Raw genomic sequence first — 19,848 nt, 5'->3', positions numbered from 1 at the left:
GCTCCGGGTCGGCTTTTCACGCCGGGGTGAGAACCGGGTCAGCCGGTGCACTCGTAGAGCGTCTGGCCGGACGAGGCGGTGGACGAAGAGGTGCTCGAGGCGGTGGACGAGGAGGACGAGGTGCCGCCGTAGGCCGACGCGCTGACCGCCGTGCAGGTGGACTTCACGTAGGAGGTCGCCGCGCTGTTGGCGTCGCCACCGCCCGGACCGCCCATGCCGCCCATGCCGCTGGAGCCGAGCAGCACGTAGCGGAGCTTTCCGGAGGCGATGAGCGACTTCATCTTGGCCAGGGTCATCGCCGGGTCGCTGCCGGTGAAGCCGCCCATCGCGATGACCGGCTTGCCGGACTGGAGGATCATCTCGGCCGCCGACTGCGCGCTGGAGACCGCGACCAGCCAGGTGGCACTGCCCTGGTTCTTCTCCAGGTATGACATGAGGGCCGAGCTGACCGTCCCGCCCATGCCGCCACCGAAGCCACCTCCGCCGAAGCCGCCGGTGCGCGTGCGGCCGTCGCCGCCGGTCGCGTCCCCGAGGCCGCCGGAGGTCCCGGCAGTGCCACCCGGCAGCGCGCCGCCCGCACCGTCGGCACCGGTCGCACCGCCTGCGACGCCTGCGGCGGCGTTGCCCCCCGGGGCCGCACCACCGGAGGTCCCCTCGGACGTACCGCCCGGGAAACCGCCCGCGAAACCGCCCTGACCGGACTGGCCGGACTGACCCCCCTGGCCGGACTGACCCGACTGACCGGCGGAGCTGCCGGACGACGTCCCGCCTGGGAAGCCGCCCATGCCACCGGGGAGCTCACCGCCGCGCATGCCGCCGGGGAAACCGCCGCGCGTGCCGCCGCCGGGGCCGCCGAAGCCGTCGCCCGAGGAGGGTCCGGCGGTCGGGTTGGTGCCCTGGATGGCGCCGGCCGTGACCGTGTCCGCCGCGTAGGCGGCGGGTCCGGCGACCAGAGCAAGCGCGGCGGCCACGGCGCCGACCGCGAGGACGCGCTTGCGAACGGCGGTCGCGACCGAACCGGCCCCGAACCGGGCGACGAGCAGCGCGACCACGCCGCCGATCGCCAGCACCACCACCAGCGGCCACAGCCACGGCGCGAAGCTCGTGGAACGCCGGAGCAGCAGCACGGCCCAGACCGCCGAGACCGCGATGCCGAGCGGCAGGACGGCCGCCCAGACGGGCTTGCGAGAGGGCGAGCGCAGCGCGCGCAGCAGCATCGTGCCGCCGGCACCGGTCAGCGCCGCGATCGGCGGGGCCAGCATGGTCGTGTAGTAGGGGTGGAACGTGCCGGAGGAGAAGCTGAAGACGACGTAGTGGGTCAGCAGCCACATGCCCCAGAGCAGCAGTGAGGCGCGCTGCAGATCGGTCCGACGGCGTCGGCCGCGCAGCACCAGGGCGCCGACGAGGGCGATCACGGCGAAGGGGATCAGCCAGGAGATCTGGCCGCCGAGGGTGTCGTTGAAGAGCCGGCCCGCCCCGGAGGTGCCACCGAAGTTGGCTCCCCCGCCACCCGCGCCACCGCCACCGCCGAACCGGGCCGCGGCACCGCTGCCCGTCCCGCTGCCGCTCCCGGTCACGTTGCCGGCATTGGCGCCGAGCACACGCTCCAGGCCGTTGTAGCCGATGACCAGGTTCCACACCGTGCCGTCCGAGCTGGAGCCGATGAACGGGTGGCCCTTGATCGAGTCGACGACCACCATCCACCAACCGCTGGAGACGATCAGGGCGACTCCCGCGACCAGCAGGTTCCGGACGCGGACGAGCCAGCTGCCGCGGGCAGCCCAGAGGTAGGCCAGGAACAGTGCCGGCAGGACCATGTAGGCCTGCAGCATCTTGGTGTTGAACGCGAAGCCGACCAGCACGGCGCTGATCACCAGGTGCCGCAGGGTGCCGCGCCGGATCGCCTCCAGGCAGAACCAGGCGGCGGAGACGGTGAGGAGCACCAGCACCGGGTCGGGGTTGTTGTCGCGGTTGATCGCCACCGTGATCGGGGTCAGCGCCAGCACGACCGCGGCGACGGTGGCCGCGACGGTGCCGAAGCTGCGCCGGACTGCGCTGTAGAGGACCGCCACCGACGCCACTCCGCAGGCGGCGATCGGCAGCAGCATCTGCCAACTGCCGAAGCCGAGGATCCGGCATGAGGTCTCCATCAGCCACAGCGCGACGGGAGGCTTGTCGACCGTGATGAAGTTGCCCGCGTCGAGCGAGCCGTAGAACATCGCGGACCAGCTCTTGGTGCCGCTGAGCACGGCCGCCGCGTAGTACGAGTTGGCGTTCCCGTTCTGGCCCAGGCCGTAGCAGTAGACCAATGCGGCCAGGATCAGACTGCCCCAGTAGGCCGGGCGGACCCAGCGTGCGCGACGCGCTCGTAGCGAGGCCGAGCGGCTATGGGGCGGGACGGCGGAGGACTCCGCCGGAGCGTCGATGTAGGCACTCACCGGCGTGACTCCTGGTTCATGTGGATCGAAGGGTTCGGGGGGTAGGTCGGGTGGTTCGGGGAGGTCGGGTGGTTCGGGTACGTCAGATGGTTCGGGTGACTCGGTTCGCCCTGGTGGTTCGTGGTGAGGGCGGAGAGCTCGGACAGGTCGGCCTCGCGGGCGTGCTTGGCGGTGCGCTGCGGGTTGAACACCCAAGCCCGCAGCAGCACGAAGCGGACCACCGTCGCGAGTGCGTTGGCGCCGACGAGCCAGCCGAGCTCGGCGGCGTGGGAGGCGCCGGGAGCGACCACCCGGGAGACGGCGAGCGCGAGAGTGCTCAGGACCAGCCCGAGAAGGAACGCCATACCGCCCTCGACCTGGTGCCGCAGCGCGTCGCGCGAGCCGGTGACGCCGAAGGTGAAGCGGCGGTTGGCGGCGGTGTTGGCGACGGCGGTGACCAGCAGGGCGAAGGCGTTGGCCAGGATCGCCGGTGCCATCTGACGGGTCAGCAGGTAGAGGCCGAGATAGGCCAGGGTGCTGACCACGCCGATCACGGCGAAGCTGGAGAGCTGCCAGCGCATGCCGGTCGGCAGTTCGGCGCGCAGCACGCGCGGCGGCACCGGCATGCGGGTCGCTCCGAATGCGGCCTTCTTGCCGACCCTCCACATGCCCTTGAGGTCGTCCTTGACCGTACGGACGATGTCGACCCGGCTGTCGGGGTCGTCGATCCAGTCGACGGGCACCTCGTGGATGCGCAGGCCGCTGCGCTCCGCGAGGAGCAGCAACTCCGTGTCGAAGAACCAGGTCTGGTCCTCGACGTCGGCGAGCAGGGCCTGCACCACGTCGGTGCGGGCGGCCTTGAAGCCGCACTGGGCATCGGAGAACTTGGCGGCCAGGGTGGCGCGCAGCAGCAGGTTGTAGGTGCGGGAGATGAACTCGCGCTTGGGACCGCGGACCACGGCCGAGCCGCGGTGCAGCCGACTGCCGATCGCGAGGTCGCTGTGTCCCGAGAGCAGCGGGGCGACCAGCGGGAGGAAGGCTTCGAGCCCCGTGGAGAGATCCACGTCCATGTAGGCCACCACAGTGGCGTCGCTGCTGCCCCAGACGGTACGCAGGGCGCGTCCCCGGCCCTTCTGGTCCAGGTGCACGGCGCGCACCTCGGGAAGTTCCGCGGCGAGCGCGGTGGCGACCTGCCAGGTGGTGTCGATGCTGGCGTTGTCGGCGATGGTGATGCGGAACGGGTACGGGAAGTGTTCACGCAGGTAGGCGTGCAGGGTGCGCACGCTTGGGGCGAGGACGTGCTCCTCGTTGTAGACGGGGACGACCACCTCGACCAGCTCGGTGCGAGTGCCGTCCCGGCCTGCGACGGGAGGGGCGGCGTGTGCCGCCGGCGCGGACGAATGGTTCATGCCCTGAACTCTTGAGCGCGGTGCTGTGCTGCACCTGTGCGCCGATTAGGGCCAGGCTGGCAGGTCGAGCAGGCGAGGCGACGGGCCGTTGCCTCGTGCGAGGCCACGGGCCGGAGCCAGGCGCGAGGACGCGAGGCCAGGGGCCCGGGACCGGCACCCCCGGCACCGGCACCAGCCAGGGTCAGGGTCTGGGTCGGGGTCGAGGTCGGGGCAGATCGGCGTCGGGCAGGTCGCGTCGGAGACGAGGGCGGGGACGGGCACGTCAGTGCTTGCGGAGTTCGCCCTTGAGGACCTTCCCGATGGCGTTACGCGGCAGGTCGTCGACGAAGACCACCTCGCGGGGGACCTTGTAGTTGGCCATCTCACGACGGCACCAGTCGACGAGCTCCGACGCCGCTTCCGGACTCGGCTGCTGACGGGGGATCACGTAGGCCCGGCCGACCTCGCCGAGCCGGGGGTCCGGGACGCCGATCACAGCCGAGTCGGCGACCAGCGGGTGGCGGGCGAGGATGCGTTCGATCTCGGCCGGGTACGCGTTGAAGCCGCCCACGGTGTACATGTCCTTGAGGCGGTCGGTGATCCGCACGTTGCCGCCCGCGTCGAGGACGCCGATGTCGCCGGTGCGGAGCCAGCCGTCCTCGGTGAAGGTCTCGGCGGTGGCGGCCGGGTCCTCGAAGTAGCCGCGCATGACGGTGTAGCCGCGGACCTGGACCTCGCCGGGCTCGCCGGCCGCCTGGTCCTTGCCCTCGGCGCTGCGGACCCGGACCTCGACGCCGGGGACGGCACGGCCCGAGGTCGCGGCGACGGTGTCGGCGGTGTCGTCGCGGCGGCACATGGTCACCATGCCGCAGCTCTCGGTCAGGCCGTAGGCGGTGAGGACGGTGTCGAAGCCGAGCTCGTCGCGGATGCGGTGGACGAGCTCCAGCGGGACGACGGCGGCGCCGGTCACGGCCAGGCGCAGCGAGGTGAGGTCGTACTGCTCGCGGGCGGGGTGGTCGAGCAGGGTCTGGTAGACGGTCGGCGCGCCGGGGAGGACGGTGACGCGCTCGGTCGCGATCTTGGCGAGCACGGCCTCGGCGTCGAAGACGGGCTGGGGCAGGATCGTGGCGCCCCGCATCAGGGACGCGAGGATGCCCGCCTTCCAGCCGAAGGTGTGGGTGAACGGGTTGACCACCAGGTAGCGGTCGCCCTCGGCGAGGCCCGAGAGGTCGGCCCAGGTGTCGAAGGCCCGCAGGGTCTGGGCGTGGGTGGTGACGGCGCCCTTGGGCAGGCCGGTGGTGCCCGAGGTGAACATGATGTCGGCCGGGTCCCCGGGTGCGACGGCCGCGATCCGGGCCTGTACGGCCCGATCGGGGATGTCCGCGCCCGCGGCGAGGAAGCCGCGCCAGGAGAGCAGGTCGCCGGGGACAGCCGCGGTCTCGCCGAGGACGACGGTGGTGAGCAGCTCCGGCAAGGGGCCCGCGGCCTTGAGGGCGGCGACGTAGCTGACGCCGAGGAAGTTGGAGGTGACGAAGAGCAGGCGGGTCCGGGTGCGCCGGAGCAGTTCGGCCGCCTCTCCGCCCTTGAGCCTGGTGTTGAGCGGTACGAGCACGGCGCCCGCGCTCACCGCGCCGAGCGCGGCGACGACGTAGTCCGGGGTGTTCGGGGCCCAGATGCCGATGCGGTCGCCGGGCCTGACCCCGGCGGCCATGACCCCGGCCGCCGCCCGCCGGACCCGACAGGCCAGCTCCGCGTAGCCGATGCGGCTGCGTGGGCCGACGACCGCCTCGCGGTCCCCGTAGCGGTCACCTGCCGCCTGCACGAGGTTGGCGATGGTGCCCCACTCGAGATCCGCGCGCATGACCGTCCCCTCCGCCGGTGAGCCGTTCGGCCCGTTCCGCTCCTGCGCCTCGCAGGTGACTGATCGTCAGATTAGGCTGACGGCGGACTTCCCGGAAGGGAGGCGGGCGCCCTATTCTGACGGTACGTCAGAAGATCTTCCCTGTGGCCCACCGCCTCCGTGGCCCAGCCCTGTTCCAGCCTTGTAGGAGCACTCGCACTCCGGGAGCCGCCCATGCTCAGGGACCGCACGGCCATCGTCGGCATCGGCCAGACCCGCTTCGCCAAACATCTCGAGGAGTCCGAGAAGGCGCTCGCCTGCCGGGCCGTGCTCGCTGCCCTGGACGACGCCGGGATCGAGCCCCACGAGGTCGACGCCCTCGCCTCCTACACCATGGAGGAGACCGACGAGGTCGAGCTCGCCAAGGCCATCGGCGCGGGCGACGTCACCTTCTTCTCCCGGATCGGCTTCGGTGGCGGCGGTTCCTGCGCCACCGTCGCCCACCTGGCCATGGCCGTCGCCACCGGCCAGGCCAGCGTCGGCGTCGCCTGGCGCAGCCGCAAACGCGGCAGCGGCAAGCGTCCCTGGACCAACACGACACAGCAGCTGCCCACGCCCGCGCAGTGGACCCGCCCCTTCGGGCTGCTGCGGCCCGCGGACGAGATCGCCATGCTGGCCCGCCGCTACATGCACGAGTACGGCGCCACCCGGGACCACCTGTTCAACGTCGCACTGGCCTGCCGCAACCGTGCCAACCAGAACCCCGACGCGATCATGTACGACCGCCCGCTCACCCGCGAGCTGTACATGGACGCCCGCTGGATCAGCGAACCGCTCTGCCTCTACGACAACTGCCTGGAGACGGACGGCGCCCTCGCCTGCGTCGTGGTCAGCGCGGAGCGCGCCCGCGACTGCCGCCAACGGCCCGTCTACATCCACTCGGTCGCCCAGGGCCTGCCCGCGCAGCACCACGGGATGGTCAACTACTGGAACGACGACCCGCTGACCGGTCCCGCCTGGACGGCCGCCCGACAGCTGTGGAAGACCGCCGACTTCGGCCCCGGAGACGTCGACGTCGCCCAGATCTACGACGCCTTCACCCCCCTCATCCCGCTCTCCCTGGAGGGCTACGGCTTCTGTGGGCGCGGCGAGGGCGCGGCCTTCACCGAGGGCGGCGCGCTCGAACTGGGCGGGCGGCTGCCGATCAACACCGGCGGCGGCGGGCTCTCCGAGGGCTATGTGCACGGCTTCAACCTGATCAACGAGGGCGTCAAGCAGTTGCGCGGCATTTCCACGGCGCAGGTGCCCGACGCGGCAACCTGCCTGGTCACCGCAGGCGAGGGCGTGCCGACCTCGGCCGTGCTGCTGCGCGTCTGACGACGGGCACCTGTCATCGGCCGGACCGACCGCCGAACCGAACAGAACCGAACCGATCCGAGCCGACGGAACCAGCGAACCGATCCGAGCGAGCGAACCGATCCGAGCGAGCCGAGCGATCCGACCGACCGGCCCGGAGCACCTGGAGGCTGCGAGATGGACACCCTGACCGCCGAGGGGCTGCTGCTGCCGTGGCCCGACGACGACGGCGAGCCGTTCTGGGCCTACGCCCGCCAGGGCGAGCTGCGCGTCCAGGCCTGCGCGGAGTGCGGGCGGCTGCGCTTCCCGCCGCGCCCCTGCTGCCCGCACTGCGGCAGCTTCACCGACGAGTGGCAGTTGATGTCGGGACGTGGGCGCCTGTGGTCCTACGTCGTCGCCCACCCACCGCTGCTGCCCGCCTACGCGGAGCGGGCCCCCTACCCCGTGGCGGTCGTGGAGCTGGAGGAGGACCCGCACATACGTCTGGTCGGCACGCTGACCGGCTCGGTCCGGCGGCCCAATGCACCGTGGAACTCGGTTCCGCCGCAGCGGCTGCGCATCGGCGCGCCGGTCCAGGCGGTCTTCCAGGCGGTCACGCCCGAGGTCACGGTGGTGCGCTGGGCGCTGTGCGGCGGATGAGTGGCGGCTGACGAGCGGCTGATCAGCGGGCGACCGACGGGTGCCTGCCGGGTGACCGGCGGGCGGCAGGTGGGCGGCCGGTGGGTGATCGTCAGGCGGTCCTGCCGGCGGATGGAGGGGTGGGCGGGCGGACCCGGCGGGAGTAGGACGTCCACGACGGGGAAGGTCAATGACAGCGGCGCGGCGTGGTCGTCCGTCCGGGTGAATCCGAAGCAGTCACTCCTGGCCTGGGAACAGTGCGTTTCGCGGCGGTGAACTCCCCCGCACCATCACCGCACGTCTGCTTCCATCTACTACAGTGCAACGTCGTCCGAGCCTGTCCCCGCGCATGCACGGCCGGACCCCGCAATCTGGACCAGGAGTCATCGTGACCATCCCCGCCGCGCTGCCCGACGACTGGGCCGACACGCCCGTGACGGTCGTCATGCCGACCTACAACGAGATCGGCAGCCTGGAGGCGACGGTCGAGCAGGTCATGGCGCTGCCCCTGCCCGGCCTGCACCTGAAGGTCGTCGACGACAGCAGCCCCGACGGCACGGGCGAGCTGGCAGAGAAGCTGGCCGAGCGCCACACCCTCAACGGCCGGTCGCGCATCAGCGTGCTGCACCGCAAGGGCAAGGACGGCCTGGGCAAGGCCTACGCCGCCGGTATGTCGCTGGCCGTCGAGGAGGGCGCCCAGTACGTCGTCCAGATGGACGCCGACGGCAGCCACCCCGCGCTCGCCATCCCGCAGATGCTCGGCACGGCCCTCTCCACCGGCGCCGGCGTGGTCGTCGGCAGCCGCTACGTCCCGGGCGGCGAGCTCGCCGACGAGTGGGGCTGGCACCGTCGCCTGCTGTCGCGCTGGGCCAACGCCTATGCCGGCACGATCCTGTCGACCCGCGTCCGCGACATCACCGCGGGTTTCAACCTGTGGAGCGCGGAGGCGCTGCACGCGGTCGACCTCGCCTCGCTGGAGAGCGCCGGTTACAGCTTCCAGGTCGAGCTCAAGTTCCGCGCCGTCCACAAGGGCTTCAGCGCGCTGGAGATCCCGATCCGCTTCGAGGAGCGGCGCGCGGGCGAGTCGAAGATGAGCTTCGGCGTGCAGCTGGAGTCGGCACTCGTGCCGTGGCGTCTGCGGCTGCGTTCCCGCAGCAAGTAGGCAGCCGAGCGGGAGCGGTCGGACCGTAGCGGGCCGCAGTCGGGTCGTCACCCTACGCGCACATCGGAAGGGCGTCGCTAGAGTGGCGGCATGACTTGGCTTGTCACCGGCGGTGCCGGCTACATCGGAGCACACGTTGTCCGCGCGATGGTCGAGGCCGGCCACGGCGTGGTCGTCCTCGACGACCTCAGCACGGGCGACCAGGCGCGGCTGCCGCAGGGCGTTCCGCTGGTGCAGGGTTCGACCCTGGACCAGCCGCTGCTCGCGTCCGTGCTGCGTGAGCACGCCGTCACCGGCGTGCTCCACATCGCCGCAAAGAAGCAGGTCGGCGAGTCGGTCGAGAAGCCGCTCTGGTACTACCGCGAGAACGTCGAGGGCCTGCGCGTCGTCCTGGAGGCGGCGGCGGAGGCCGGTGTGCGTCGCTTCCTGCTGTCCTCCTCGGCGGCGGTCTACGGCATGCCGGACGTCGACCTGGTCACCGAGGAGACGCCCTGCCGTCCGATGAGCCCCTACGGCGAGACCAAGCTCGTCGGCGAGTGGCTGGTCCGCGCGACGGGCCGCGCGCACGGCATGGGCACGGTCTCGCTGCGCTACTTCAACGTGGCCGGTGCGGCGACGCCGGAGCTGGGCGACCCTGGTGTCTTCAACCTCGTCCCGATGGTCTTCGAGCGCTTGGACGCCGGTGAGGCGCCGCGCGTCTTCGGTGCGGACTACCCCACGCCCGACGGCACCTGCATCCGCGACTACATCCACGTCGCGGACGTGGCGGAGGCGCACGTCGCCGCGGTGCGGCGGCTGACCGACGACCCCGACGGCACCGACCTGATCCTCAACATCGGTCGCGGCGAGGGCGTCTCCGTTCAGCAGATGCTGGACGTCATCGGCGAGGTCACCGGCCTGGACGCGACCGGCGAGGTCACCCCGCGGCGCGCCGGGGACCCGGCGCGGGTGGTCGCCTCGGCCGAGCTGATCGCCCAGGAGCTGGGCTGGAAGGCGCGTTTCGACGTGCGCGAGATGATCGCCTCCGCGTGGGCCGGCTGGCGCCTGCGGCACCCGGCCCCCTGACGCGCGGCCGCGCGTGCACTCCGCGCGCTGCTCTCCGCGCACTGATCGGGGCGCAGGGACCGTTCTGCGCCCCGCTCCCGTGTCTGCGACGCGTGCCTGCGACGCGGCGGCCCCCAGGGCCTCAGGCCCGCGCGGGCAAGTCGGCGGGCGCGCGGGACGCACGGGCGGTACAGATCCGGCAGAACCCCTGCCGGAGCCGCTAGCCCGCCCACGCATGCCGGAGCCCGTGCCGGGCTTCCCGCCGGTACCTCAACGGTGCACGCCGACGGCGGGGCGCTCGGCCCACCGGCCCCGCCAAGCCGCCGACCATGGCCTCGGGCGCGCCGGAGCGCGGCGCTGAAGGCTCACCGAGCCGCCACGCCGGGCGGGACCCGGCGGCGGGACGACGTGTCGACGGGACCCGGCGCTGGACGAGGGCGGCGGGCCCCGGCCTGCCGGACGTATCGGCGAGAGTCGGCGGGACCCGGGCTGCCGGACGTATCCGCGGCGGGACCCGCCGACGGGGCGTGTCGACGACGGGCGGACGGGCCGGGCCTCCTGGGGAGGCCCGGCCCGTGGGCTACTCCCTCGTCGTCGCCGTACCGCGGGCGGCGTCGAGGGCGTAGACGCAGTGGTCCTTGCTGCACGCGAAGACGCGGCCGTCGGCCGTGACCGGGGGGCCGGTGATCTCGCCGCCGGTGTCGAGCTTCCAGCGCAGGCGGCCCGTGGCGAGCTCGAGGGTGTGCAGGGAGTGGTCCCGGCTGCCGAGGTGGACCAGGCCGTCGGCCGCGGCCGGGACTCCGGCGAGCTCCGCACGGGCCGCATAACGCCAGCGCTCCGCGCCCGTGCGGGCGTCGAAGGCGTACGCCGTGTCGCCGCTGCCGACCAGGACGCTGTCCTCGGCCACCACGACGGGCTCCGCGCCCTGCCGCCCGCCGGTGCGGGCGTGCCAGCGGACGCCGCCGGTGGCCGGGTCCAGAGCGAAGACGGTGCCGAGGTAGTCGGCGACGAAGACCCCGTGCTCGCTGACGGCCGGTGAGGTGAACAGCACCACCGGGGCGTCGAAGCGCCACCGCTCCGCGCCGGTCTGCTCGTCCACCGCGTAGACGCGGGTGCCGCTGCATAGCAGGAGCACACCGCGGTGGAGCACCGGGCGGGAGGGGACGTCCTCGCCGAGCGGCAGTGCCCACTGGGGCTGACCCGTCGTCAACTCGACGGACCGTAGGCACCCGCCGCCGTAGTAGTAGACCGAGTCGCCGATCACGCACGGGCCGGAGGCCGGGTTCTCGTAGGCCTGCTGGGCGTCCCGGGCCTGCCACATCTCGCTGCCGTCGATCGCGGAGCGCACGTGGACGCCGCCGCCGCGGGTGCCGGCCACGAGGGCGCCGCCGGCGGCGTCGAGGGTGTACGTCCAGCCGTCGAGGGCGACGCGCCAGCGTTCGGCGCCGTCGGCGGCCTGCAGGGTGAAGAGGTTCGGGCCGTCGGCAGCGTGGACCCGGCCGTCTGCGACGGCGAGGGCCCAGGCGACGCTCTCGGTGCGGAAGCGGCGGCGGCCGCTGGCGATGTCGAGGGCGTGGACGCCGAAGCTGGTGACGTAGAGCGCACCGTCCGAGACGACCGGCGAGCCCCACACGTCGTGGGACATGCGGAAACGCCACGGGCGCCACGGTGTGTCCGCCCCCGGAACCGCTCCCGGATCCGACCCCGGCACGGACCCGGGGACGGACACCGGCCCGGGTCCCGGTCGCTCCGGGGGAACGGCGGGTGCCGACGGGGCGGACGCGTGCGAGGGGGTCGGCTGCGCAGGCGCCGGGACGGCGGGCACGGCTGGTGCGCCCGAGGCCGCCGGCACGCCCGGCGCGGCGTGGGAGCCGCCGTGGCGGACCCAGCCCGTCGTGGGCGGTGCCACGGGCTCGGACGACGGATGGGCGGGCAGGCGGACGCCTGGCCCTATCGGCGCGGCCACACCGGGCAGGTGCACGACGGGTCGCGCGGTCGTCGCCGCCTCGGGCGGCGTGCCCGGCACGGGCGCGGCGTGCCGCCCGCCGACGGGCGCGGGCCCGCCTTCGGCGGCGGGGAGCCCTGCCACGTGGCCGGGGTAGCCGGGCTGCTGCCCCGGCTGACCGACCGGCGGAACCGGCTGACCGACCGGCGGAACGGGCCCGAGCGGCGCGGAGCCGCCGTGGCGACCGTACGGGTCCGGCCCGCCCTGCATCTGACCGCCGCCGGCACCACCGCCACCACCACCGGCACCGCCACCGGCGTGAACGTGCCCCTGCCCCTGCCCCTGCCCCTGCCCCGGGAAGCCGCCGCCCTGCGGCACCTGCCCCGCCGACGGCTGGCGCGGGGGCTGCGGCTGGAACGGCGGCGGGGGCGGCGTGCGCTTGCCCTTCATGCGCTCGATCAGCGCCAGGGCCGCCGGGGGCAAGTACTCCCCCGCGTCGTCCCCGCTGCCGTCACCGGAACCGTAGAGGTGCGGTGCGAGCTCGGCGGCGATCTCCTCCGGGAGCGGGCGTCGCTCGGGCGCGGTACGCATGCAGGCGCGGACCAGGGGGGCCAGCTCCTCCGGGAGCCCGGCGAGGTCCGGGGCCTCGCGGAGCAGCATGAACACCGTCTCCACGGGGTTGGCCCCGTGGTACGGAGGATGGCCGGTGGCGGCGAAGACCGTCAGCGAGCCGAGCGAGAACACGTCGGAGGAGCCCTTGACGCCACGGCTGTCGCGCGCCTGCTCGGGCGACATGTAGGCGGGGGTGCCCACGGCGACGTTGGTCATCGTGAGGCGGGTGTGCGAGACGCCCGCCGCGATGCCGAAGTCGATCACACGCGGGCCGTCCTCCGTGATCAGCACGTTGGAGGGCTTGAGGTCGCGGTGGACCAGGTTGGCCGCGTGGATGGACTGCAGCGCCTCCGCGATGCCGGCGATCAGCCAGCGCACCGTGGCGACGGGAAGCGGCCCGGCCTCGGTGACCAGGTCCTCCAGCGAGGGCGCCGGAATGTACGCGGTGGCGAGCCACGGCACGGCCGCGTCGGCGTCGGCGTCGACGACCGCGGCGGTGTAGAAGCCGCTGACCGTGCGTGCCGCCGCGATCTCGCGGGCGAAACGGACCCGGAAGAGCTGGTCCTCGGCCAGCTCCGCACGGACCGTCTTGATGGCGACCCGGCGGCCTGCCGCCGAACGCGCCAGGTAGACCAAGCCCATTCCGCCCGCGCCGAGCCGGCCCAGCACCTCGAAGGGCCCGATCCGTCTGGGATCGTGCGCCGTCAGCTGGTCCACGTCCTCAGCACCTCCCCGTTGGGTCGTCAGCGCCGCCGGCAGGAGAGCAGGACAGGCGCAGCACTGATTCTCCATGTCCGGACGCCCCCCAGGCCAACCCGCCGGGAGGGACATCAGCCACACCCTCGCCACAATCACGCCACAGTCCGGCAACCACACGGCCCGGCCTGGGAATCCGCGACGCGCCGTCGGGACCGTGTGAATCCACGACGACGGGGCACATGCGATCTAGATTGGTGGATGCAACAACCTTCGGTACACCCGGCACGGCCTGCACCACCCACTTGCACCAACCTCCCGCACCACCTTCGAGCGGCCTGACGATCCTCGAGGAGTCGTGATGAGCGACAGTGCCCATGACCTGTACACCCTGCTGACCGAGCTGCTCGGCGAGGAGCCCCCGTTCCGCGTCCGCACCTGGGACGGCTCCGAGGCCGGTCCGGCCGACGCGCCGCTGATGGCGCTGACCGACCGCCGTGCGCTCCGGCACCTGCTCTGGGCGCCGAACGAGCTCGGCCTGGCCCGCGCCTACGTGTCCGGTGCGATCACGCTGCCCGACGAGGACGGCGACCCGACCCACGCCGACGACGGCGACGGCGACGACGACAACCCGGACGACCCGGACGACCCGGACCGCGCCGACCTGACCGGCCTGTACGAGCTGCTGCGCCGCATCGGCCGGCTGACCGAGCAACGGCCCGAGCTGTCCCTGCGGCCTTTCGACCTGAAATCGGCGCTCACCCCGGGCAACCCACGGGCCCTGTTCGGCCCGGACACACGCCGGATGGTCGCCACGGCCGCGCGTCTGGGCGCGCTCGGGCCGCGTCCGCCGATCCCGCCGGAGGAGATGCGGCACACCCGCGGGCCGGTGCACACGCTGCGCCGCGACCGGGCGGCGATCAGTCACCACTACGACGTCGGCAACGACTTCTACCGCCTGGTGCTGGGCTCGTCGATGGTCTACTCGTGCGCCTACTGGCCGCCGGGGACGACCACGCTGGAGGCGGCCCAGAAGGCCAAGCTGGACCTGGTCTGCCGCAAGCTCGGGCTGCACCGGCTGGGCCCGGACGCCCGGCTGCTCGACGTGGGCTGCGGTTGGGGCTCGATGCTGCTGCACGCCGCCCAGCACTACGGTGTCCGCGGGGTGGGTGTGACGCTCTCCGCCGAGCAGGCGCGGCTGGCCCGGGAGCGGATCGCGGAGGCCGGGTTGACGGACCGGCTGGAGGTCCGGCTGCAGGACTACCGCGAGATCGATGACGGCCCGTTCGACGCGATCTCCAGCATCGGGATGGCCGAGCACGTGGGCTCGGCCATGTACCGGCGGTACGCGCGGACGCTGTACGGCCTGCTGCGGCCGGGCGGAAGGCTGCTGAACCACCAGATCGCCCGGCGTCCCGACGCCCGCGGGGAGGCGTACCGGCTGAGCCCGTTCATCGCCGCCTACGTCTTCCCCGACGGCGAACTGGCGCCGATCGGCAGCACGGTCGCGGCGCTGGAGGGGGCGGGCTTCGAGGTCCGCGACGTGGAGTCGCTGCGCGAGCACTACGCGCTGACGCTGCGGCGGTGGGTGACCAACCTGCAGGAGGAGTGGACGCAGGCGGTCAAGCTGGCGGGGCTGGGCCGGGCCCGGGTGTGGCGCCTCTACATGGCCGCCTCGGCGCTGGCCTTCGAGGAGAACCGGATCGGTGTCAACCAGGTCCTGGCCGTCAGGACCGGCCCGGAGGGCCTCAGTGGACTGCCGCTCAGCCGTGGCGCGTGGCTGGATCTCGACCCCGTACGGCCGGAAGAGAACGGGGAGGTCTGACGGGCGCGGATCGACCCCCGGGACGGAGTAGCTGATCAGGGGCCTGCTGGCGCCTTTCCTGGGCCCCAGCAGAGCCCTCGTCAGCCTGACGGAGCATTCAGATTTCCCGCCGAATAGCGCCCGGATCTTGCCACGGTAAACTGACGGCATGACAGGACAAGTTCGCACCGTCGACGGGCGTGTCGCCGGGCGTCGTGGACAGGCCACGCGGCAGAAGCTGCTGGACTGCCTCCGCGAAATGCTCGCGACCTCGCCCTACCGGGACGTCAAGGTCATCGACGTCGCCCGGATGGCGGGTACCTCCCCCGCAACCTTCTATCAGTACTTCCCCGACGTCGAGGGCGCTGTCCTCGAGATCGCGGATGAAATGGCCAAGGACGGCGCCGGTCTCAAGGACCTCGTCGCCGACAAGTCGTGGGTCGGCAAGGCCGGCTACCAGACGGCGGAGGAGCTGGTCGACGGCTTCCTCTCCTTCTGGCGCGACAACGAGGCCATCCTTCGTGTGGTGACGCTGGGTGCGGCCGAAGGGGACAAGCGGTTCTTCAAGATCCGCATGAAGATCCTCAACGCCGTGACCAACTCCCTCACGGACTCGCTCAAGGCCATGCAGGCGTCCGGCAAGGCGGACAAGTCGGTCAGCGCGCCGGCTGTCGCCGGGTCGCTGGTCGCGATGCTGGCCGCCGTCGCGGAGCACCAGAAGGGATTCGACTCCTGGGGCGTCAAGGCCAAGGAGCTCACCCCCAACCTGGCTCTGCTGGTCTACCTCGGTATGACGGGCAAGAAGCCCCCGAAGTAGGCCGTCCCGGCCACCAACGGGATCACAACAAGATCATTACGGAGCCGTGGGGCCCGGTCGCCTGTCCGCCGGCGTGAGCGCCGGGGCTGTGCCTCGGGGGAGGTAGGTCCTGCGCGCCCACGGCCCGTGCCGCCAAGGGCGGCGTCGTCGATGACCTGACGACGCCGCCCCTTTTCCTTTGCCTTGGGTTGCACCCCCAGGGCCGCGCGGAACTGCGCGAGAAACCCACGCCAGGCGGACAGCCCTGTCCACTCGGGATCTCAGGGCCGCGGATGGCTTGTCGCGCAGTTCCGCGCGCCCCTGGATCGCCGCTAGCGCGGCTCCAGGCGGAAGACGCGGATCTCGCGTTCCACCCGGGCCTGGTACTGCGCGTACGGGGGCCACATCCGCAACAGCGCCGCCCAGGCGTCCGCGCGCTCGTCGTCGGCGAGCATCCGGGCCCGGACGGGCACCGTGCGGCCACGGTGCTCGACGACGGCGTCGGAGTCGGCGAGCAGGTTGCCCGTCCAGGAGGGGTGGGAGGTCCGGCCGAAGTTGCTGCCGACGACGAGGAACCCGTCCCCCTGCGGCAGGCAGGCCAGCGGGGTGGTGCGCGGCTCCCCGCTCCTGCGGCCGGTCGTCGTCAGGAAGAGCGACGGCAGCATCCACTGACTCAACATGAACTTGCCGCCGCTCAGCCTGTGCACCGCCTTGTCCAGGCGCGGGACGACGGAGGGGGCGATCCGGGCGAAGGTCGGCGTCGCGGACACCTTCTGCATCGCGGTCTCCAGCAGTTTCATCGGGTCGTCGCCCCTCCCGTGCGGGTGGTACCCGTCGCGGCGAGCACGCCGGACAGTTCGGCCGCGCGGGCGCGCAGCAGATGCGGCGGGCCGAAGAGCAGCTCGTCCGCGGCCGCGCGCTTGAAGTACAGGTGGGCGTCGTGCTCCCAGGTGATCGCGATGCCGCCGTGGAGCTGGATCGCCTCCGCGGCGGCGGTGCGCTGGGCGGTGAGGGCGTGGGCGAGGGCCAACAGCGCGGGTACCGGGTCCTCGGGCGCGGTCACGGCGGACCAGGCGGCGTAGAGCATCGCCGAGCGGGCGGTCTCCACGGCCACGTAGACGTCGGCGAGACGGTGCTTGACCGCCTGGAAGGAGCCGACCGCGCGACCGAACTGCTGCCTGGCCTGCACGTACTCCACGGTCCTGGCGAGTGCCTGGGCCGCTGCCCCGACGGCCTCGGCCGCGACGGCGACGGCCGCGAGACGGCCCACCGAGGCGAGCACGGGGCCGGCGTCACGGGCCGGGTCGCCGAGCGGACGGGCGAGGACGTCGCGCAGCTCGACCCGGGCGACGCTGCGGGTCGAGTCGATGCCGGCGCTGCGCTCACGGCGCAGGCCGGGCGCGCCGCCCCCGGCACCGGAGGCGCCCGAGCCGGTGGCTGCGGCACCGCCTCCCGCACCGGCCGCGTCCATGACGAAGAGAACGGTGCGCCCGCGCGGGAAGCCGCCCGCGTGGGCGGCGAGGACGAGCAGGTCGGCGCGGGCGCCGTCGAGGACGTGGACGGCCTCGCCGTAGAGGGTCCAGTAGCCGTCGTCGGCGGGCTTGGCCTGGATGCCCCCGGCGCGGCCGCCACCGGACGGGACGTCGCCGAGGAAGGGCTGGGGATTGGCGTCCGGAACGAGCCCGAGGGCGAGCGCGGGCGTGCCGGGGAGGGCGAGAGCGGCGGTCCGGGCGCCGGAGGCGAGTGCGGGGAGCAGGTCGTCGCGCTGGGCCGCGTCGGCGCAGCCGGCGATCGCGGTGGCGGCGAGGACGGAGCTGGCGAGCAGCGGCGAGGGCAGCAGCACGCGTCCGGCCTCCTCGCAGGCGAGGGCCAGCTCGACGGGGCCGAGCCCGGTGCCGCCGTGCCGCTCGGGCAGGGCGAGGCCGGCCAGGCCCAGCTGCTCGGCCAGTCTGCGCCACAGCTCGGCGTCGTATCCGACGGGCGTGGCGGCGGCCGCGCGAACCTCCTCCATCCCGGCCTGCTTGGAGAGCGCGTCGCGCAGGGCGCGGGCGATCTCGTCCTGTTCCTGGGTGAGCGCGGGATCCATGCCGCCTCCTGGGTTCCAGCCGCTTCGTCCGCGTTGAGGCGCAGACAGTAGATCTGACGGTTCGTCATACTAGGTTCCACCGTCTGCGCCGGACAGGGGCGCGCGAGAGCAGATCTGATGTACCGTCAGATTTATGACTGCTGCTGGTCCTTCGCCCTCCGCCACCGTCGCCCCCGGCCCGCTGCACCACCCCGTCCCGGCCGACGACGCGCCGCGCCGACGCCGTCGGGTGGCCGTGGTCGGGGTCGCGCTCAGCGACTGCGGACGGGTCGACGAGGCGACGGCGTTCCAGCTGCACGCCCAGGCCGCGCGGCGCGCGCTCGCGGACTCGGGCCTGTCCAAGGACGTGATCGACGGCGTGGCCTCGGCGGGCCTGGGCATCCTGGCGCCGGTGGAGGTCTCCGAGTACCTGGGGCTGCGGCCGACCTGGACCGACTCCACCTCCGTCGGCGGCTCGACCTGGGAAGTCATGGCCGCGCACGCCGCCGACGCGATCGCGGCGGGGCACGCCAACGCGGTCCTGCTCGTCTACGGCTCGACCGCCCGCGCGGACCTGAAGGCACGCCGCCGCACCGCCGCGCTGTCGCTCGGCGCCCGCGGGCCGCTGCAGTTCGAGGCGCCGTACGGGCACACGCTGATCGCCAAGTACGCGATGGCCGCCCGTCGGCACATGCACGAGTACGGCACGACGGCCGAGCAGTTGGCGGGCGTCGCGGTGCAGGCTCGGGCCAACGCCGCAACCAACCCGGACGCGATGTACCGGACACCGATCAGCGTCGACGAGGTCCTGGACGGGCCGATGGTGGCCGACCCGTTCACCAAGCTGCACTGCTGCATCCGTTCCGACGGCGGCTGCGCGGTGCTGCTGGCCGCGGAGGAGTACGTGGCGGACAGCCGGCACGATCCGGTCTGGGTCCTCGGCACGGGCGAGGCGCTCAGCCACAGCACGATGTCGGACTGGGAGGACTTCACGGTCTCCCCGGCCGCGGTCTCCGGCCGCCTCGCCTTCGAGCGCGCGGGGGTCTCCCCCGCCGACATCGACCTGTGCGAGCTCTACGACGCCTTCACCTACATGCCGTTGGTGATGCTGGAGGACCTCGGCTTCTGCGCGAAGGGCGAGGGCGGCACGTTCGTCGAGGCCAAGGCGGGCCGCCTGCTGCGGGACGGCGAGCTGCCCACCAACACCGACGGCGGCGGCCTCTCCGCCTGCCACCCGGGCATGCGCGGCCTCTTCCTCGTCGTCGAGGCGGTGCGCCAACTCCGGCGCGAGTACGCGACGTCGGCGCCACAGCGTCAGGTGCCGGGCTCCCCCGAGCTGGCGCTGGTGAGCGGCACGGGCGGCTGGTTCTGCTCCTCGGGAACGCTCGTCCTGGGGCGCTGACGCGGGCCCGCGCGGGCCCGCCGGATGTGTGAGCGTCACCATCATGGCAGGTCAGCGGGGGTTCGGGTAGGACCGATCGCACACCGGCGGACCATTGTTCCGACCTGCCGTCAGGGCCGAACATCTCCGTCATGACTTCTGCCGAGAACATCCATCCCGACATGGTCATCCGCGCCCGAGTGAAGCTTCTGGGGGTCGACCGGCTCCCGCACCAGGAACGGACGGACGCCTACCGCCTGCTGATCCGCGTCGACCCCCGCTACCTGACCCATCTCGTCCGTTCCCTGCTGCTCTGGTGCGACAAGGGCGGGCCCGCGCCCGCACTCCGCGCCACCCTCCTCACCGAGGCGATCGCCGCCGCCCACCGCGTCCCGCCGACCGACCCCGACCGCGCCCGCCTCCTACGGGCGGCACTGGACGCGCACGAGGCACAGTCGTCCGCAGCCGACGCGCGGACCCACCTCCCCACGGACGGGTGAACCGACAGCGGGCGCTCGGAGGGTGTCGACGCGAGGCGCATACGCTCGACGAGGAGGAACCGCAGCTCGGAGAGTCCGTTCGCCTGCGGCGGCCCGAGCCCGGCATCTCCCAGGCCGAGCTCGTCCCAGACGGAGCTCGGGCGGCGTGCCGACATGACGCAGTCGGCGGTGGCTCGATTCGAGGCCGGAACGGACGATGCTCGCGGGGGACGCGTCCCCCGCGA

Annotated in this window: 14 protein-coding genes; 8 read left to right on the top strand and 6 right to left on the bottom strand. The window is 73.0% G+C overall.

All coding sequences use genetic code 11. The features are described 5' to 3' along the window. Positions 1–38: 38 nt before the first annotated feature. The 3 genes from BMY61_RS45795 to BMY61_RS00695 all read right to left on the bottom strand — a co-directional run bounded on the left by BMY61_RS45795 (position 39) and on the right by BMY61_RS00695 (position 5,666). Complete coding sequence (locus BMY61_RS45795; protein WP_042442049.1) at positions 39–2,438, bottom strand: glycosyltransferase family 39 protein; 2,400 nt, start codon at positions 2,436–2,438, stop codon at positions 39–41. Beyond that, positions 2,435–3,826: a bifunctional glycosyltransferase family 2/GtrA family protein gene (locus BMY61_RS45790; protein ID WP_174514458.1), complete on the bottom strand. Its 1,392-nt coding sequence runs from the start codon at positions 3,824–3,826 to the stop codon at positions 2,435–2,437. The genes BMY61_RS45795 and BMY61_RS45790 overlap by 4 nt, the downstream gene beginning before the upstream one ends. A 262-nt stretch (positions 3,827–4,088) precedes the next feature. Continuing rightward, entirely contained in the window at positions 4,089–5,666 is a 1,578-nt protein-coding gene (locus BMY61_RS00695) for a FadD3 family acyl-CoA ligase (protein WP_042442048.1), read from the bottom strand. A gap of 213 nt (positions 5,667–5,879) precedes the next feature. Here BMY61_RS00695 and BMY61_RS00690 point away from each other — a divergent pair, with 213 nt between their 5' ends. The 4 genes from BMY61_RS00690 (at position 5,880) to galE (ending at position 9,846) form a co-directional block, all read left to right on the top strand. Continuing rightward, a complete protein-coding gene (locus tag BMY61_RS00690; protein WP_042442047.1) occupies positions 5,880–7,022 on the top strand; it encodes a lipid-transfer protein in 1,143 nt (380 codons plus the stop codon). Between the two features lie 156 nt (positions 7,023–7,178). Further along, complete coding sequence (locus BMY61_RS00685; RefSeq protein WP_042442046.1) at positions 7,179–7,640, top strand: Zn-ribbon domain-containing OB-fold protein; 462 nt, start codon at positions 7,179–7,181, stop codon at positions 7,638–7,640. A gap of 424 nt (positions 7,641–8,064) precedes the next feature. Then, entirely contained in the window at positions 8,065–8,781 is a 717-nt protein-coding gene (locus BMY61_RS00680; RefSeq protein WP_236655839.1) for a polyprenol monophosphomannose synthase, read from the top strand. Between the two features lie 90 nt (positions 8,782–8,871). After that, positions 8,872–9,846, top strand: a complete 975-nt coding sequence (gene galE, locus BMY61_RS00675; RefSeq protein ID WP_042442044.1) for a UDP-glucose 4-epimerase GalE — start codon at positions 8,872–8,874, stop codon at positions 9,844–9,846. 559 nt (positions 9,847–10,405) lie between these two features. Here the strand turns inward: galE and BMY61_RS00670 are convergent. Further along, complete coding sequence (locus BMY61_RS00670) at positions 10,406–13,099, bottom strand: serine/threonine-protein kinase (RefSeq protein ID WP_042442043.1); 2,694 nt, start codon at positions 13,097–13,099, stop codon at positions 10,406–10,408. Between the two features lie 340 nt (positions 13,100–13,439). Here BMY61_RS00670 and BMY61_RS00665 point away from each other — a divergent pair, with 340 nt between their 5' ends. Continuing rightward, positions 13,440–14,903, top strand: coding sequence for an SAM-dependent methyltransferase (locus BMY61_RS00665; protein ID WP_042442041.1), 1,464 nt, complete (start codon positions 13,440–13,442; stop codon positions 14,901–14,903). A gap of 148 nt (positions 14,904–15,051) precedes the next feature. After that, a complete protein-coding gene (locus BMY61_RS00660; protein WP_042364995.1) occupies positions 15,052–15,699 on the top strand; it encodes a TetR family transcriptional regulator in 648 nt (215 codons plus the stop codon). Between the two features lie 311 nt (positions 15,700–16,010). Here the strand turns inward: BMY61_RS00660 and BMY61_RS00655 are convergent, their stop codons facing one another. Both BMY61_RS00655 and BMY61_RS00650 read right to left on the bottom strand, forming a co-directional pair. Then, complete coding sequence (locus BMY61_RS00655) at positions 16,011–16,478, bottom strand: nitroreductase family deazaflavin-dependent oxidoreductase (protein WP_042442040.1); 468 nt, start codon at positions 16,476–16,478, stop codon at positions 16,011–16,013. Continuing rightward, on the bottom strand, positions 16,475–17,764 hold the full coding sequence (locus BMY61_RS00650; protein WP_042442039.1) for an acyl-CoA dehydrogenase family protein: 1,290 nt from the start codon (positions 17,762–17,764) through the stop codon (positions 16,475–16,477). The genes BMY61_RS00655 and BMY61_RS00650 overlap by 4 nt, the downstream gene beginning before the upstream one ends. 133 nt (positions 17,765–17,897) lie before the next feature. On the opposite strand from BMY61_RS00650, the gene BMY61_RS00645 reads away from it, so the two are divergent. Both BMY61_RS00645 and BMY61_RS00640 read left to right on the top strand, forming a co-directional pair. Next, positions 17,898–19,145, top strand: coding sequence for a thiolase C-terminal domain-containing protein (locus BMY61_RS00645; RefSeq protein ID WP_082014683.1), 1,248 nt, complete (start codon positions 17,898–17,900; stop codon positions 19,143–19,145). 131 nt (positions 19,146–19,276) lie between these two features. Next, positions 19,277–19,624, top strand: coding sequence for a hypothetical protein (locus BMY61_RS00640; RefSeq protein ID WP_143094113.1), 348 nt, complete (start codon positions 19,277–19,279; stop codon positions 19,622–19,624). The last annotated feature ends 224 nt before the right edge of the window (positions 19,625–19,848 follow it).

Source organism: Streptacidiphilus jiangxiensis (genome assembly GCF_900109465.1).
Classification (GTDB): Bacteria; Actinomycetota; Actinomycetes; order Streptomycetales; family Streptomycetaceae; genus Streptacidiphilus; species Streptacidiphilus jiangxiensis.
Note: the sequence above shows the minus strand (reverse complement) of the source record. Positions and strands in the feature narration are given on the sequence as shown.

Excerpts from the sequence above, each read along its gene's own strand:
- BMY61_RS45790 (WP_174514458.1), bottom strand. The coding sequence starts at position 3,826 with ATGAACCATTCGTCCGCGCCGGCGGCACACGCCGCCCCTCCCGTCGCA.
- BMY61_RS00695 (WP_042442048.1), bottom strand. The coding sequence starts at position 5,666 with ATGCGCGCGGATCTCGAGTGGGGCACCATCGCCAACCTCGTGCAGGCG.
- BMY61_RS00690 (WP_042442047.1), top strand. The coding sequence starts at position 5,880 with ATGCTCAGGGACCGCACGGCCATCGTCGGCATCGGCCAGACCCGCTTC.
- BMY61_RS00685 (WP_042442046.1), top strand. The coding sequence starts at position 7,179 with ATGGACACCCTGACCGCCGAGGGGCTGCTGCTGCCGTGGCCCGACGAC.
- BMY61_RS00680 (WP_236655839.1), top strand. The coding sequence starts at position 8,065 with ATGCCGACCTACAACGAGATCGGCAGCCTGGAGGCGACGGTCGAGCAG.
- galE (WP_042442044.1), top strand. The coding sequence starts at position 8,872 with ATGACTTGGCTTGTCACCGGCGGTGCCGGCTACATCGGAGCACACGTT.
- BMY61_RS00665 (WP_042442041.1), top strand. The coding sequence starts at position 13,440 with ATGAGCGACAGTGCCCATGACCTGTACACCCTGCTGACCGAGCTGCTC.
- BMY61_RS00660 (WP_042364995.1), top strand. The coding sequence starts at position 15,052 with ATGACAGGACAAGTTCGCACCGTCGACGGGCGTGTCGCCGGGCGTCGT.
- BMY61_RS00655 (WP_042442040.1), bottom strand. The coding sequence starts at position 16,478 with ATGAAACTGCTGGAGACCGCGATGCAGAAGGTGTCCGCGACGCCGACC.
- BMY61_RS00650 (WP_042442039.1), bottom strand. The coding sequence starts at position 17,764 with ATGGATCCCGCGCTCACCCAGGAACAGGACGAGATCGCCCGCGCCCTG.
- BMY61_RS00645 (WP_082014683.1), top strand. The coding sequence starts at position 17,898 with ATGACTGCTGCTGGTCCTTCGCCCTCCGCCACCGTCGCCCCCGGCCCG.
- BMY61_RS00640 (WP_143094113.1), top strand. The coding sequence starts at position 19,277 with ATGACTTCTGCCGAGAACATCCATCCCGACATGGTCATCCGCGCCCGA.